The sequence below is a fragment of the Pseudoduganella danionis genome, from assembly GCF_009720775.1.
In the GTDB taxonomy this organism is placed as follows: domain Bacteria; phylum Pseudomonadota; class Gammaproteobacteria; order Burkholderiales; family Burkholderiaceae_D; genus Rugamonas; species Rugamonas danionis.
Window position 1 is genome coordinate 142,193 of record NZ_WNKW01000006.1, and the last position, 16,273, is coordinate 158,465.

13 protein-coding genes are annotated in these 16,273 nt (G+C 59.0%); 8 read left to right on the top strand and 5 right to left on the bottom strand.

Features of this window, described 5'->3' with window-relative positions:
• Positions 1-382: 382 nt before the first annotated feature.
• The 7 genes from GM655_RS18895 to GM655_RS18930 all read left to right on the top strand — a co-directional run bounded on the left by GM655_RS18895 (position 383) and on the right by GM655_RS18930 (position 7,150).
• On the top strand, positions 383-2,149 hold the full coding sequence (locus tag GM655_RS18895; RefSeq protein WP_155436224.1) for a DUF3987 domain-containing protein: 1,767 nt from the start codon (positions 383-385) through the stop codon (positions 2,147-2,149).
• A gap of 314 nt (positions 2,150-2,463) precedes the next feature.
• Positions 2,464-2,805: a hypothetical protein gene (locus tag GM655_RS18900; protein ID WP_371866891.1), complete on the top strand. Its 342-nt coding sequence runs from the start codon at positions 2,464-2,466 to the stop codon at positions 2,803-2,805.
• Positions 2,806-3,345: 540 nt separating this feature from the next.
• Complete coding sequence (locus tag GM655_RS18905) at positions 3,346-3,576, top strand: hypothetical protein (protein ID WP_155436225.1); 231 nt, start codon at positions 3,346-3,348, stop codon at positions 3,574-3,576.
• 35 nt (positions 3,577-3,611) lie between these two features.
• Positions 3,612-4,760 carry a site-specific integrase gene (locus tag GM655_RS18910; protein WP_155436226.1) on the top strand — a complete coding sequence of 383 codons (1,149 nt, stop codon included), beginning with the start codon at positions 3,612-3,614 and terminating at the stop codon, positions 4,758-4,760.
• A gap of 740 nt (positions 4,761-5,500) precedes the next feature.
• On the top strand, positions 5,501-6,025 hold the full coding sequence (locus GM655_RS23050) for a PAAR domain-containing protein (protein ID WP_229632643.1): 525 nt from the start codon (positions 5,501-5,503) through the stop codon (positions 6,023-6,025).
• A 7-nt stretch (positions 6,026-6,032) separates the two neighbouring features.
• Entirely contained in the window at positions 6,033-6,635 is a 603-nt protein-coding gene (locus tag GM655_RS18925; RefSeq protein ID WP_229632644.1) for a lysozyme family protein, read from the top strand.
• Positions 6,632-7,150: a hypothetical protein gene (locus GM655_RS18930; RefSeq protein ID WP_155436227.1), complete on the top strand. Its 519-nt coding sequence runs from the start codon at positions 6,632-6,634 to the stop codon at positions 7,148-7,150. The genes GM655_RS18925 and GM655_RS18930 overlap by 4 nt, the downstream gene beginning before the upstream one ends.
• Positions 7,151-7,328: 178 nt before the next feature.
• On the opposite strand, the gene GM655_RS18935 is transcribed toward GM655_RS18930, so the two are convergent.
• From GM655_RS18935 to GM655_RS18955, 5 genes are read right to left on the bottom strand one after another with little or no spacing between them, the layout of a single operon-like run.
• On the bottom strand, positions 7,329-8,354 hold the full coding sequence (locus GM655_RS18935; RefSeq protein WP_155436228.1) for an arginine N-succinyltransferase: 1,026 nt from the start codon (positions 8,352-8,354) through the stop codon (positions 7,329-7,331).
• The gene (locus GM655_RS18940) at positions 8,351-9,361 is read right to left on the bottom strand and encodes a GlxA family transcriptional regulator (RefSeq protein ID WP_155436229.1); all 1,011 of its coding nucleotides are present in this window, start codon (positions 9,359-9,361) and stop codon (positions 8,351-8,353) included. The genes GM655_RS18935 and GM655_RS18940 overlap by 4 nt, the downstream gene beginning before the upstream one ends.
• Positions 9,362-9,390: 29 nt before the next feature.
• On the bottom strand, positions 9,391-10,521 hold the full coding sequence (locus GM655_RS18945) for a succinylglutamate desuccinylase/aspartoacylase family protein (RefSeq protein ID WP_155436230.1): 1,131 nt from the start codon (positions 10,519-10,521) through the stop codon (positions 9,391-9,393).
• An 8-nt stretch (positions 10,522-10,529) separates the two neighbouring features.
• Positions 10,530-11,870: an amidohydrolase gene (locus tag GM655_RS18950; RefSeq protein WP_155436231.1), complete on the bottom strand. Its 1,341-nt coding sequence runs from the start codon at positions 11,868-11,870 to the stop codon at positions 10,530-10,532.
• Positions 11,867-13,150, bottom strand: coding sequence for a cyanophycinase (locus GM655_RS18955; RefSeq protein WP_155436232.1), 1,284 nt, complete (start codon positions 13,148-13,150; stop codon positions 11,867-11,869). The genes GM655_RS18950 and GM655_RS18955 overlap by 4 nt, the downstream gene beginning before the upstream one ends.
• Positions 13,151-13,466: 316 nt before the next feature.
• On the opposite strand from GM655_RS18955, the gene GM655_RS18960 reads away from it, so the two are divergent.
• A complete protein-coding gene (locus GM655_RS18960; RefSeq protein ID WP_155436233.1) occupies positions 13,467-16,220 on the top strand; it encodes a TonB-dependent receptor in 2,754 nt (917 codons plus the stop codon).
• The last annotated feature ends 53 nt before the right edge of the window (positions 16,221-16,273 follow it).

A 16,273-nucleotide genomic window follows, 5' to 3' on the forward strand; every position in this document is an offset into this window, starting at 1 on the left:
GGTCGAACAGGCTTCGCACTTCCTGACCCAATCCGTATTGTTTAGGTCTTTCTTGATACCTGTATAGAAGGTCTGTCGCGCGCGAGGGACTGGCAAGTCCATATCCTTCGCCCACTGGTATAGCCGTGATGGGCTCTCCCCGGTCAGCTCCGCCAATTCGTGCGTAAGGGCAATCATCAATCGCCTGGCCTGCTTCTTATCCAATTAGACAAATCCGTAAAGTTCTAAAGTAGTGCCGAAAGGACTTCCCTGAGCCGATCCTCCATCAGAAAAGTACTTCGATAAGTCTCTGAATTTCAATCGAAATAGCGCCCTGCATCCTTCCCGACCAACTCTTACCCTAAGGGCTCCGTAACATTTTTTTGGCCCAAAGGAAAGAGCAATGAAGAAGAAAACGAGTATGAAGGAAGTATCATCTGCGAGCAACATTCAAGCACCGGATTCGCCGCAGGAGATAGGCGTCAAGCGCAAACTCAGCGTAAGGGAACTCATGGCCAAACTTCGCGCCAACCGCGAGTGCCGAGAGATCGAAGAACCAGTAGACGTGCATATTGAGGCTGACGAAGCTGAGGCCGGAGAAGAATCCGCGCAGCCTTATGATCATGATGAGGAGCAGGTCATCGAAGATGAGGATGCCGATGACGGCGAACACAATTTCACCGAGGACGCCCCCCTGTCCTACGAAATTGATTCAGCAAGCGACTTGGATGATGACTACGATCCAGAAACCTGGATGACGTCCGACGAAATGGAGGCGCAAGCCAACATCCTGTCGGAGAATAATTCTCCTTCTCACCCACGCCGCGTAGCGGAGGACAGTGAGGCAGTGATCACCAAGCCTGCCAATGTCACAGCCCACCAGCCACGTAACCAGCGCCGCCAGTACCCTGTTGATGCCTTCGGCACCTTCGCCCCGGTCATCAAGCTGATTGCCACGGCCGTTCAGGTGGACGTGGAGCTGGTGGGTTCCTCGCTCCTGGGCGTCTTTTCCGCCTTGGCGCAATGCTTCATCAACGTATCCTCCCGCGCTTCGGACCACGGCTGCCCGGTAACGGTCAATATGTTGGTCATCGCGCCATCCGGCGAACGAAAATCCTCCACCATCGACAAGCTCATCAATCCAGTCTACGCCGCAATCAACCGCATCAAGGACGAGCGCCGCAGCATGATCGTTCAAGACGTCACCGTCGACGGGCTGATTGTGGGTCTGATCATGCGCTGCCCTGCGCAGTTCCTGCTTGCTTTGGAAGGGGCATCGCTGCTTGGCGGCCATGCCATGTCACGGGATAACGTGAGCCGATTCCTGGGCAACGTCGCCTCGCTGTTCTCCGGTGAACCGCTGACCCGCACTCGCGTAGACGAGCACCACTATGCACAAGGCCGTCGTCTCAGCGTGCTGCTCTTTACTCAGCCCATCGTCGCCATGGACTTCCTCAGTTCAGAACTGGTCATGCAGCAAGGCATGGGAAATCGCTTCCTGTATAGCCAGCCTCCATCGCTGCTCGGCACCCGCACGCACGTCGATGTAGAACTCGATGACGAACCGGTATATCAGCAATTTTGCGCCAAGATCGGCGCGCTCGCCAGCCTGCCGTGGAAGATCGATTCAGAGACCGGGGGCATAAACACCCGGACGGTACGCATGAGTTCGGGCGCTAAAGCTGCATGGGTGCAGTTCTATAACAAACTGGAAATGGCCGCAGGTCCGGGTGGCGACTTCGCCTCGCATTCCGGTTACGTCGCCCGCTTCGCCGAACAGGTCATGCGCATTGCCGCCCTGCTCGCCATCTTGGACGACATGAACGTGCAGCACATCAGCGAGGACGCCATGCTGCGCGCAATCGATCTCGGTGACTATTACCTAGGCACTGCCATGAACATCTTCAATGTCGCTCCGGCCAACAAGGACGAAGCCGCTGCAAAGACCCTGCTTGACTCGATGCGCAACAAGTGCGTAGAACTCGGCCTCAAAGCGATCCCGGTACGCACGATGTACAAGAATGGCCCTCGCTGCGCCCGCCCCATCAAGCGCACGAAGGAGTTGCTGGCGATCCTGGAGGCACGTGGAGAAGTATCCGAATACAAGCAGGCGATCGTCTACGACGACAATAAACGCTCGTCGGACAATTATGCCGTCACCGGCCTGTAGGACGGCATGATGATAAACGGCGGTATCCGGCTACACGTGCCGGATACCGATCATCTGACGTAGCCCCTCCCATTGCATCCCTCCCATCAGCACCAAAAAATTTGTACGTGGTCGCCATGACGCCAAGGTCGCCAGGAACAACAGTTAGAACCTGCCCCGCCCTCACATCCTTGCATCACCTCGCCATAGAGTGCCTCGGCGACCTGACTTCTTAAATCCATCACTGCTGTTTCTCGTCGTTCCTATGAACCGCTACCGGTTCTGCCCCTCCCAATCCAGTAGCAGTTCTCCTTTATTTACCTAGGCAACATGACGTGCGCAAGCACAGGCCATGGCAGGCACATACGAAAGCAATCCATGAATCAAACCAGGTTAACAAAGTCTCTCCGCTCTTTCCCCTCGGGCTTCTGGTCGCTACACCGGGCGCATTGGAAGTCCTGAAGGAATACGGCATCATTCCGATGCGCCTGATCGCACGTCATAGCCGTGGAGACTGGGGCGACGTCGGACGAGATGACGCCAAATCCAACGATAGAGCCGTGCATAGCGGCGCACGGCTGCTGTCCTGCTACCGGCTCGCCAATCGAGTGAAAATCTGGGTCATTACCGAAGCGGATCGCTCGTCCACCACCGTCCTACTACCCTCAGATTATTGATTGGGCAGCCGCCAAAAATGAGCCCTGCATTTTCGGCTTGTGCTCATTGTGACATCCATGTGTCGCCCGGTCGCCGTGTAGCCAATAGCTCCCGCCGACCGAGCGCAGCCTATCGCTATGCCCGCCTTATTCCCCCCCGAAGCCGTAAGGTCGCTGTGCGGGCCAAATGCCGAGAATGGACCGAGAAACTGGGACTGCGGTCTCGCTCCGAAACACCTCACCACTCATTACTCGACGCCTGCGCTAGCGCTATGCAAATTCAGGAATGGCCAGGCTCCACCTTGTTCCTAGGACTTGGAAGACTCGGTTCTCGACCTCGGAAGAGTTGAAGGAACGTCGCATCCCATCAGTGGAATTAGACAAATTCGTAATTCGAAAAACGGTTTGGCAGGGGAACGTCCTTCGCTAACGCCGCGATTCACAGCTCCAAGCGCAAGCTATTGATATTGCGGGGATTTCTTCATATGCACCAGGTCATTTCAATCCATATAGTCCTACTTATCAACGCATTTGTTGGTTCTCATAGGAGCGAAGAAAAAAATGAATCGAGAGAAACCTGAAGTGGACTCTGATCCCTTCGATTGGCTTCCGGCTGCCATGGCTGCGCTAGCCATGTACGCGCCAGATGGTGAGTTCGCTGGCTCTGAAATACCAAGCGATGAAGCTGGTCGCAAAGCCATCTGGATTTGCCATCAAGGCAAATTCATGAAGGTTCAGCTTGGTGGTTATCCCGACCTGCGAATGCCCGAAACGACCCAACCCAAGAACTAGGTACACGAATCACTCACATCAAGAAAGGCATCTACATGGCGACTACAAATAAATGGACCAAGGCGGCACTGGAAAAATTGCCAGCTCACGCGCAAGGCGCAAAATCCAGCAACTACGAAATCACCGATCCACAAACTGCTGGCCTGAAGTTACAAGTCGGCACAACCGGCCGCAAGTTCTTCTGGTTCCGTTATACCTACCGTGGCGAGAAGCTCGCTGTGCGTATCGGCGAGTTCGGTGCGCTGACCATCGAGCAAGCGCGTGCGGCGGCCCTGCAGCACCGCGCAACGCTAGACCAAGGCGGCAACCCACAAGATGCGCGCCAACAGCATAAGAACATGCCGCTCGTCCGCGAGTTCGTAGAGGACTACATGGCCCAAGCGAAGATGACGAAGATCACCTATAAGAACGACCTGGCAAAGTTCCGCGACTACATCCTGCCAGTGATCGGCAACAAGCGCCTGTCAGACGTCTCACCGAAAGATATCCAGCTGCTGCTTGGCGACCTGAAGGAGAAGCTGGCGCCCGCGACGATCAATCGCATCCACGCCCTCCTGAGCGTGTTCTTCAATCTGGCTGTATCGTACAAACGCATCAGCGAATCGCCATGTGCCCACATGAAGAAGCTGAAGGAGGCAAACAAGAAGGATCGTTTCCTGTCGCCAGACCAAGTCCGCGAAATCTTGGCCGCAGCGCAGCTGGACATGAACCGCGTTGCCGGAAATGCTATCTCGGCACTCATCCTGACCGGCCTGCGCCGCGAAGAGGTGCTGCGTAGCCGTCATGAGCACCTGGACCTAGAGAAAAAGTCGCTGTATCTGCCGAAGACCAAGAATGGCCGCTCCCGCCACGTCGCACTGAACGATGCGGCCCTCAAAATCTTCAAGGAAACGCCGCGCATCGACGGCTCGCCGTGGATCTTCCCCGGTAAAGATCCGATGAAGCCGCTGAACAACCCTACGAAGGCATGGCACCGCATTCTGGCCGTCGCAGGCGTTGAGCGCTGCCGACTGCACGACTGCCGCCACACCTTCGCGAGCCTGCTGGTGAATGCCGGTGCGTCTCTGTACCAAGTGCAGCAACTACTGGGCCACGCGTCCAGCGTGACGACGCAGCGCTACGCCCACCTGTCGTCGAACACGCTACGCAGCACTTCTCAGATAGTGGCCAATCTCGTCGCCTAGTTTCCCTCTCCCACGAAAATGCTGGGCTGCTCCTAATGGGCTGCTCAGCATTTTTTTTGCTCCTTCAGCAGCCTCCGCCGATCATTGGTCCACGCCCCCCGCAAGCAGAATTTAGGTCGGGTAGGGGCAAGGTGGCACAGAATAGGCAAAATGAGGAGCGTCGACTGTCCCTACACTGTCCTCGCTGCATCAAAGGCAGGAAGTTTACGCTCGAACAAGTCCATTTTGTGAACGACTTACCTCACGCGGCGGTTTTGGCCTCCACAATCTCACCTGTCTATGATCGGTTTTCGGACGGAAAATAGAAGACCTTTCGCCCTTGAGGGTGCGGTCCATCGACTGGTTGGTCGGCTTACCTATCAGAGGAAATCCCAAGCCCCTATATCGCCAGTATCTTCCTGGTCAATTTAGACAACCTAATCGCACAAGGAAGATACCTGATTGTATGGGAATCAGGGAAAGTGCGATGAGCAGTGCTTCGTCTTGAAAATCCTTGTGTCGGTGGTTCGATTCCGCCCCGGGCCACCAAGAATTAAAATAAAAACGCCGATCCATGCAGGTCGGCGTTTTTTTATTTTCAACACCCAAAGCTCTCGTTCCCGCTCCACTGTCGGCGAGTTCTAGCGCCCGACTCGCACCGATTTCGCCGCTATCCGCATGTCAACTGCGTTTGCACAAATCACGGTCTTACGAAATCCCCTATTTTCGAAACTTCATTTTCCCCGTGGACAAAACCACTAATGAAGCGATACACGATTACGCTAGGAGCAACCACTACCGCAGGCGGGACGGTGGTTTTAGCATCTAGCAATGGCAGCATCAACCGTATCCCGATAGCTCTCGAAGGCGACCTGATTATCTGCCCTGCCTGCAAATCCCAAGGAAAGATAAAATGTATTGAGCCTCGCATTCCGGAGCTATGGAACGGAAAGAAGGTAGCTCTAGAAAACGACCTCTGCCTCTGCGGATGTCCCTCGCCCCCACGGCTCGTGCCGAATCAAACGCTCAGATGCCAGAATGTCAGCGGCTTCAGCGAAGAAGAAGCCGCAGTATTTTCAGCCACATTGGCAAGGCCCAGCGCATATTCGACATTTGACGAAAAATTTGTCCTATTCGATGAAGAAACCGATCTGCCTATACCGAACACTGAGTATGCGATAAGGCGGGCAAACGGAAACCTTGAGTACGGCATCACGGACGCAAGGGGACAAACCCACCTGTTGGCTGCCACTGTCGCGGCCGAGTCTGTTGATATTTACGCGTGAGGATCAGATGACTACAGCAATTACATCCCCCTCTGGCCGTACCCTCCATCTTCGCGCGACCCGACAGACTACTCCGCGTGAAGATGACAACGCCAAGCAGATACGTATCAAACGAAAAAAGGAACAGCGATTGGCGGAAAACAGGGAACACTTAAAGAACGCGAATATTCAAGCTTTTCTCAAGGCAATCGCCGACGCGGAAGGCGGCGGCTATGACTTCAAATATGGCGCAGTCAAGGGAAAGAAAAAAGATCCTTGGCGTTTCACCGACTACTCAACACACCCAGGTCCAGGAAGAGATGGCGTCACCACAGCTTCTGGTATGTACCAAATCAACAAGGCTACTTGGCAGGACCATGGAGAACGTCGTATGGGTCTAAAGGACTTCACGCCGGAAACCCAAGACCTCATTGCAGTTTCAATGCTGAGCGGCCTCGGCATCACTGACAAGATAAAGGACGGCGACATTGAGGCCGGCGTTTCTCAGGCATCAAAACTTTGGGCTGCACTCCCGGAAGGCCCAGGAAAAGCCGGTCGCCATAACCAACCCTACGTGGAGTTTAAACGCTTCGCAGCGGCGTACAAAGATGCTGGTGGAACGACCAAGTGAAGACTATTCCAATCGTAATCGCGATGCTAGTTGGTTTCGCCTCAATCGCTCTTGCCAATTCCACGATGCTACAAGTCGGAGAATCTTTCGTTAAAGCTCAGGCTCGTCTCATCGCCGCGGGTTGGCAGGCTGATCCACACTCCCATCTCGCATCCGGTGAGTATATGGGCTTGGATCGTATGCTGGTCCAGAGCGGCTATTCGGAGGTCGATTACTGTAGCGTTGGCAAGTCTCTTTGTGTTTTGCAATACATCAAGGGTAACCGGTGCTTGCGAGTCCACACCCAAGGCGAGGAGATCCGATCGATGAAAGTCGAAATGTGGTCGAATGACTGTCGTGAACGCGGCGCAGATGAACAAGGCCAGAAACCGCCAGCAGATGTACGCTACCTCGCCCAATGGAAAAACGACTGTGAGAACTACGGGCAATGTCGAGGGATCGATGCCTATTTTCTTAAGCTGAAGAAGAAGTATCGACAAGATCACGAAATAATGACGATTCTCAATGCTGAATAATTACCCGATCAGGCCGAATCAAACTTGAGATGACACCGGCGCGGGCAACAATGTCTCATCCTTTTCACCATTGGCAAAAAGGAAAGTTATATGAAAATCGTCAACTTCAACAATCAATGTCCCGAACTGCCCCTACCTGCTGTCTCAGCATCCCCAATCCAGCTATAGGGGCAAGCGCCTAGTCCAGCCGTACGGCACAGGCAGAGGCGCCATCCTTCAAGCCCAGCCGTGCGATAGCGCTATCCGCGAGTTGTAGACTCTCGTCGAGGAACTCGCCGCGCGCCACTGTGGCACGGAAGCTGGCACGTTCCATATTCGCCACCATACAGGTTTCCCCCGCAGCGCCGCTGGCACTATGCAGCGCTACATCCTGCGCCGACACGACACTGCGCAGCATGGCCACGCGCGCTTCCGCGATCGGCCCGCCATCGAAGATGTCGACATAGGAATCCACATCGAAGCCTTCCGCCACCAGTATGCCGAACGGCAGCTCGCCATCGGGATGCAACTGGCCCATGGCCCACTGGGCGTCTTTGGCCAGCAGCGAGACATACACGGGATTGCGCGGCATCAGCTCGGCGATATAGCTCTTGGAACGCCCGCCCGTGCGCTGCTCCGCTTCGGGGAAAGGCATCTTGAAGAAGCGGTGACCGAGCGCATCCCACACCGGGCTATGGCCCTCGTCATCGCACAGGCCGGGATTTTCCGCACCTATGCGCTCGGCGAACAGGTGAGGATAGTTACGGATGAACAGCAGGCGGCCGCGCGACAGCAACTGCGGTGCCAGCGTATCGCTGTATTCAGGCTCGATGTAGAAAGAACTGAGCAAGGTATGGCCGGACAGGTCTTCGCACAGCCGCAACGTATGCTCGCGGTTGGTGATGCCCAGTTCCTCGCTGCCGTGCACGAGGAACTCATTGCGGTAGCAATAGAAGCGCCCGTTCGAGGCAGCGCTGGCCACGATGCCGCTGGTGCCCACCACACGCCCCGCCTGCAAATCTTCCAGCACGAAGTGATACAGCTCGTCGCCATTCGGCGGCTCCGCGCCGGCAAAGGCCTTGAGCGAGCGCTCTATGCGCGCGGCCAGCCGTGCACGGTCCGGCTTCAGGGTACGGATACTGAAGGTCGCGGCACGGGAAAATTCTTCGATGACGTCGAGGTCATCGAGGGTGGCCGGACGTAGCAGGTAATCCATGTGATTCATTCGATGTCCTCTCCGGCATTGTCAGTCTCGACCAGCGGCATGGTATGCCGGGCGCGCTCCTCCCGCGGAGTGTAACCAAAATAGTTGCGGTAGGTGGTGGAAAAATGGGAACCCGAGGTGAAGCCACACACCAGCCCCACCTGCAGGATGGACAGGGTAGTCTGTTTGAGCTGGCGGCGCGCATGCTTGAGGCGTAGCTCGAGGTAGTAGCGCGACGGTAAAGTGTCCAGATGCTGGCGGAACAGGCGCTCGAGCTGACGGCGCGATACGCCTACCAGCTGGGCGATATCTTCCGCCGGCAGTGGCTCGGCCAGATTGGCCGCCATCAGTTCCAGCGCATCCTTGAGCCGCGCCGAACCGACGGCCGGCTGCGAAGAAGCCGGCACGGGCTGGCGTTCGTCACCACCGCGCATGCGCTCCAGCCCCAGCGCCACTGCCACTTCGGCCGCAAAGATACTGCCATGGCGTTTGCCCAGCCAGTGTAGCAGCATGTCCGTCACGGCAGCGCCGGCACCGGCGCTGATGCGGTTACGGTCGATTTCGAACAGCCCCGTAGTGAATACATGGTCCGGATAACGCTTGGCGGCTTCGGCCTGTATCTGCCAGTCGATGGCAGCGCGGTAGCCATCCAGCAGCCCGTGCTGGGCCAGCAGTTGCGCGCCCGTGCCACTGGCGCCTACGGTCCAGCCACTATCCTGCCCGAAGCGCTGCAGCAACTGGGCCAGACGGTGGTTGGCGGCCACGCCCAGGCGCTCGTCGGAGCGCTCGTCGGCGATCAGCAACAGCAGCCCGCCCTGCTCGGCGTGTAGCTGCTCCAGCGGCTCGGCGGCCAGCGTCAGGCCGCATAGTGTGCTGGCCGAATCGCCTTCCGCGCTGTACTGGCGCAGCCGGTACAAAGGTTCGCCCTCGACCTCATTGGCCAGCGCGAACACGGAGCGCACTGCGCCCAGCGTGAACAGCGAAAAGCCGGGTAGCAATATCAGTGCAATCGAACAGGGTGTACCCATACTGTTTATCCTAAAACCGCCCTGCCCTTTTAAGCCGACAACAGCGGGCCGCTGCGCAGTGCGACCTTGCCCGCTATCTTGCTCAGGCGCGTACCCGGACCGACGTAGCGCCGGTTTTCGCGGGCAAAGTAATAGCCGTCCACGGGCGCCAGCAACTGCTGCACGCTGCCGCTGACGGGATCGATCAGATCGATAATCGGTTCACCCGCACGCACGGTACTACCCAGCTCGCGCAGGTACACCACCAGCCCGGCCGCCGGTGCTGCCACCGGCATGCAGCCGGCCAGCGGAGTCGGCTCGCAAGCCGCCGGGACAGGCTGAGACAACTCGCCCGCGACGATGCCCTGCAGGCGCAGGTAGTCGAGGATGGCGGCGGCATCCTTGGCCGCCGTGGCGTGATCGACGTCGATGAAGCCGCGCAGTTCGATGGTTACGGCCACACAGGCCAGCGGTATGGGGAACTGCTCGCCGGCCAGCGCAGCGATATCCCACCAGATGCGCGAGCAGGCTTCATCGAAGGGGTCATCGCCCGATTCCGTTTCCAGCAAGGCCACGTGGGCGCCGATCAGGCCGGCCAGCGGTGCCACCCTATCCCACAAGGGCGTACCCGCGTACAGGTGCAGCAGCGATTCGCAATCGCAATGCAGGTCCAACACCACGTCGGCATCGGCGGCCAGCCGCATCAGCGCCAGCCGCTGGGCCGACAGTTCATCGGCGGCTGCCAGATCGCGCTGGCCATCGGCCAGACTGGCACGGATGGCGGCACGGATCAGCTGCTGGTTGGCCTGCTCATCCTGTCCCAATTGGCCTTGTACGCGCTGCCACACATCCTGCGACAGATTGTGGAACATGCGGTTGAAATTCTGCCCCGTACGCAGATCGAAACGGCCCTGACTGGTGCCCAGCAGCGTCTGCGCCAACCCTACAGGATTAGCGGCCGGTACCAGCACCACCTCGCCCAGCATCTGTCCCTGCTGCTCAAGCTGGGTCAATGCCGTACGCAGGTGGTGGGCCACCAGCATGCCGGGCAGTTCATCCGCATGCAGCGAAGCCTGTATATAAGCCTTGGGGCCCTGACCCTGCTGGCCAAAACGCAGATAGCTCAGGCTACGGGTGGTACCGGCAGCGGGGGATGGCAGCGCAATATTGATCTGTTCCATGGGAGTTTTCAGTGTGCAGTCGGGTGGGTAGTCAGATAGTCGGCAGCCAGACTGGCGAGCGCACGTACGCCCGTCAGCAAAGCTGCTTCGTCGGGGTTGAAACGGGGCGAATGGTTGGCCGCCCACTGGGCAGGGTCGCTACCAGCCGGATTCACACCGAGGAAGAACAGCATAGCAGGGACATGCTGGCCGTAGTACGAGAAGTCTTCCGAGGTGGTGCTCGGTGCTACATCGCTGTGTAGCTGCGCACCGGCCACGCGCTGCAGGCTAGGCAGCATCTGCGCTGTCAGTGCCGGATCGTTCCATGTGACGGGATAGCCGGCATCGAAGCTCACCTGCGCCGTAGCACCGGCCGATGCGGCCAGATGCTCGGCCGTGCGTTTGATCTGCACCAGCAACTGTTCGCGCACAGCCGGATCGAAGCTGCGGATGGTGCCGCTCATTTTCACTTCGCCGGGCACGATGTTGGCGCGCTGGCCACCGTGCAGCGTTCCCACCGTGATGACGGCAGGCGCCGTGGTCAGATTGGTCTGGCGGCTGACGATGGTCTGCAGGCCCAGCACGATCTGCGCCGCGACCACTACGGGATCGACACCATTCCACGGCAGCGCACCATGGGTCTGGCGGCCCTGCACGGCAATTTCAAAGGTATCGCTGCTGGCCATCAGCCCGCGGGCACGGGTCGAGATGGTGCCGGTCGGCTGCGGCGTAATGCCCACGTGCAGACCGAAGATGGCGGACACCTTGGGGTTTTCCAGCACGCCCGCCTTGACCAGCCGTTCGGCGCCATTCGGCTCATTCGCCACGCCTTCCTCGGCCGGCTGGAACACCAGCTTGATCGAACCGGGCAGCTGGCCGCGCATATCGGCCAGCACCCGTGCTGCGCCGAGCAGCATGGCCATGTGCATATCGTGGCCGCAGGCGTGCATCACGCCGACTTCCTTGCCGCCGGACTGCGCCTTATCGCGCGAGGCGTATGGCAGGCCAGTTTCTTCCGTCACGGGCAGGCCATCCATATCGGCGCGCAATGCCACTACGGGGCCGGGACGGCCCGTTTCCAGCAGGCCGATGACGGCTGTTTCAGCCAGCCCGCGCGTGACCTTATAGCCCATGCGCTGCAGCTCGCCGGCCACCAGATCCGCCGTGCGGCGCTCATGGAAAGCCAGCTCGGGGTGGGCGTGCAGCTCGCGCCGCCAGCTCACTACTTGCGGCAAAACCTTGCTGGCACCGGCGTCCAGCGCTGAATGCAAGGTCAACGACTGTGGTGCGGGTGCTGGTGCTGGTGCTGGTGCTTGTGCCTGTGCCTGTGCACACAGCAGCAACGCCGCCAGACTGAATGCTGATTTCATTTCCACGCCTGATAGAAGGGAACCTTGATGCGGATAGGCCGCACATCGAGCCGCGCATCGAAGATAGAGTACTCATTATCGTCGAGTCCTGCACTATCCCAGCCATGCGTGTGTTCGTCACGCCGCAGGATAAATTCGAAACCCAGCTCCGGCGCAGGATCGGCCACCGGTGCATCGGGCAGCTGTTCCAGATCGAAGGCGATGCCCCGTATATGGTCGCGCGGACCATCCACCAGCTGGGTCAGCGCGCGCAATATGGTATTTTCGCCCAGCATATCGGTATAGGCCGGACGGATATTTTCCAGATCCGACACAAAGCCCGGCTGGCGGAACTTGATCTCGCCGTGCGCCTGCTTGGCCGCGTGCACCTTGCCCTGCAGCTTGGCCAGATCGTAGCGGTCGCCGTTATCGAGGTAGGAAATCCGCACATTCTTCACGTGCACCGGCCCCGGCTCGCGCTTGGCCTGACGCAGATCCACCAGCAGCGCCCCGCTGGCCCCCACGATTTCGATCTCGCTGCCGTGGATGATGGCGGCCGTGTCTTCATCCACGCCCAGCCCCACCTTGTAGCCTTTGGCCAGCATCAGCGCCAGCATGCGCCCTACCCGCCCGCGCTTGAGGAAGTGCTGGTCGATGAACAACTGGTCGCCGACGAAGCCCAGCCCCCGTTCGATCTCTTTACCATCGCGCATCACGCCCTTCATCACCTGCACAGGGTTGAGCGCATCGCGGAACATCACGCTGCTCATGATGGCCGCACCAGCGCTACTGCCGGCGATCACGCCGCCGCGTGCCTGCAGCTCGCGCACCGCCTGCAGCACTGGCGACGCCACACCGCCCGGATTGAGCACATCGGCCGTGCGTTCCTGTGCACCGCCGGTAAAGAACACCGCCGTCGCATTGCGGATCTTCTCGATATTTTCAGGATCAGCCGCAGCGCGGCGGGCCGATTCCAGCGTTTCGCCTTTCCACATCGGGGAAATTTTCAGCAGCTCCGCCTGCGCACCACGGCGGCGCAGTTGCTCCACAGCATTCTTCCCCGAACTTTCGGGCAGCGACGAAGAAGTTGGAATCACCACGAAGCGCGCCGCCGTGCCACCGGCCAGTTGCACCAGCCGCTGGCGCACTGCTTCATTGTTATCGCGCACGGCGCCGCCCATGGGGATCACGGTGCCGGCCACGGGCTGGAACGCCAGCGCCGCTGCCGACTCCTCGGCCTGCGCGGAACCGGCCAGCAATTGCGCCGTCAATTGGGCTGCGCACAGCAGCAGTAGCGACACGGATTTCACAGCGGCAGCCTTTCACAACAATGGAATTGGCGCCTATGTTGCCACCGATCCCGCGCTGATTGCCCAGATCAGGCCGCCATTTGCGCACATTGGCAATTGCATGTCGCACTGTCGGAAGTCCGCAACAGATGATTACTGATTACATTGCAACAATGCGACACGGCTTTTACACAGAGCGACCCGTACCAGGTCCGACGTGCGCAAGCCGGGCTGGGCTGCATACACTGAAACTGTTCCATAAGTACACCAACCCGGGCGGCGCAAGCACCTGCTTGCGTATAAATACCCACTTCAGAGGACTGATCGCATGAAAACACCTAGCAAGCACGAGGCGTCTGCATTCCGCCGCTCCCGCTGTACCCATGCCGTACTGATCGCGCTGGGCATCATGAGCTTGAACGCGCAAGCGCAAACCATGCAGCGCGTGGAGATTACCGGCTCCAGCATCAAGCGCATCGAAGGCGAAGCCGCGCTGCCGGTGGAAATCATCAAGCGCGAAGACATCGACAAGTCCGGCGTGACCACCGCAGCCGAACTGCTGCAGAAAATCTCCTCCAACGTGGGTGGCCTGACCGACGGCGCCAGCGTGTCCGACGTAATGGGTGGCCAGCGCGGCTTCAACGGCGCCAATCTGCGCGGTCTGGGCGTTTCCAGCACGCTGGTACTGCTGAACGGGCGCCGCATGGCCAACTTCGCCAGCCCCGGCGACAACTCCGGCGTCGACCTGAATAACATCCCGGCTGGCGCCATCCAGCGCGTGGAAGTACTCAAAGATGGTGCATCGGCCATTTACGGCACCGACGCCATGGGCGGCGTAATCAACTTCATCACGCGCAAAGACTATCAGGGCGGCGATATCAGCGTGTACGCACTGCGCACGGGCGAAGGCGGCGGCGGCAAGCAATCGGCTTCGCTGTCGGGCGGCTATGGTGATCTGAGCACCGACCGCTTCAACATTTTCGGCGCACTGGACCTGCAGAAGACTGACCGTCTGGCCAGCTCGCAGCGCAAGTTCATGCAGGAATACAGCCTGCCGGACCGCCTGTCGCCACAACTGTCCAGCACCACCTTCCCGGCCAACGTCGACCTGACGGCAGCCCAGTTGGCCCTGCTGAACAAATCCAGCTACCTGAAGGGCTCCGGCCCCGGCGGCACGTGGCTGCCTTCGCCTGGCCGCCGCGTCAACTTCGGCAAATCCTCCTGCGTCGACGGCAGCCCGAACGTGGTGCGTCCGCTTGGCCCTGGCGGCACGGAAGGCTGCTCGTTCAACTACATGGGAGATTCGGAAGTCTATCCGGAGTCGAAGAAGCAGAGCTTTATCGGCCGCGCCACCTTCCAGCTGGCCGAAGACCATCTGCTGTTTGCCGAAGCACTGGTGAGCGAAGCCAAAACCCAGTACGCCGCTTCGCCAGCCACTTCGGGCAGCATCAACGGTACCAGCACCGGCATCTATCTGCCAGCCGCACTGCAGGCCCAGACCGGCATCACCACGCCGATCAACTTCCGCTTCCGTCTGACCGATGCAGGTCGCCGTACCTCGGAAGTGACCAGTAAAGCCTCCCGCTTCGTGATCGGCGCGACCGGCAAAGTACAAGGCTGGGAATACGATACGGCTTACAACCACAGCGAAAACAAGGCGACCGACCTGGATATCGATGGCTGGGTCTCGCGCAGCAAACTGCTGGCCGGTATCGCCAGCGGTGCCTACAACCCGTTTGTACCTGCCACCGATGATGCTGGCCGCAAGTTCATGAACTCGATCAAGATCACCGGTGCTGCCCGTATTTCCAAAGGCACCAGCGACAGCGTCGACGGCAAGCTGACCCACTCGCTGATGGCACTCGGTGGCGGTGACGCCATGATCGCGATCGGCGGCGAACTGCGTCGTGAAAAAACTTCCTTCACCTCGACCGACGCACTGCGTACCAACGACGTGCAGGGCGACCGTTCCAGCTCGGACGAACTGCTGGCCGATTCGTCCAACTCGCGCGATATCGCCGGCTTCTACACCGAGATCAATGCACCGTTCAGCAAGGAGTGGGAAGGCCAGTTCGCGATCCGTCACGACCGCTACAAAGCCGTCTACGATCCGCTCACCAAGCTGACCGCGCCGGAACTCAAGACCACCAATCCTAAAGTGGCCGTGAGCTACCGTCCTAACAAGGAAGTACTGGGCCGCGCTTCGTATGGTACGGGCTTCCGCGCACCATCGATTGCGGAACTGTTCCTGCCGGTGCGCTCGGGTACGACCGCCAGCTTCGTGAAAGATCCGATCTCCGGCGAAATCGCCCAGTTCGATCTGGACCGCTACGGCAACCCGAATCTGAAACCGGAAAAATCCAAGCAGTTCTCGGCCGGTCTGGTACTGGAACCGAACAAGAACTGGAACGCCAGTCTGGACTACTGGATCATCCGCAAGACCGACATCATTTCGGAAATCGGCGAGCAGACCGTGTTCGACAACCCGGTCTACTACAACGATCCGAAGATCGTGGTGCGGGATAGCGATGGTGCCGTGTCCTACCTGCAGTTCAAGAAAGAGAACCGCGGTAAGCTCAACACCTCCGGTCTGGACATCGGCCTGAACTGGCACGGCGACGCCACCTCCATGGGCCGCTTCAGCGCCAGCCTGAATGGCACGCTGATCACCGAGTACAAATTCCAGTCCGATCCTAACTCGCCGATGACCGATGGTCTGGGCGTGTTCCGCGACGATAAGGCCGTGCAGCGCTGGCGTCACAAGCTGAATATTGACTGGACTCAGGGTCCGATCAGTATGACGCTGGGTAACACCTTCTTCTCCAGCTACCGCGACCAGAACATTCCTGGCCTGGCCGATCCGGGCTGGAATGACCGTGATGTGAAAGCCTATTCGCTGTGGGATCTGACCGGCAGCTATGCGTTCAGCAAGAACCTCAAGCTGCGCGCTGGCGTGATCAATATGTTCGATACGGCGCCTCCGTTCACCAACCAGTCGCGCTACTTCGAAGTGACCTGGGACCCGACCTACGGCGATCCACGCGGCCGCTCGTTCTTCGCTAACCTGCAGTACAAATTCTAAGTCCCCCTCCGGCGCCCTGTCCTGTCATGCTGCTGTACGCATGGCAGGCAGGG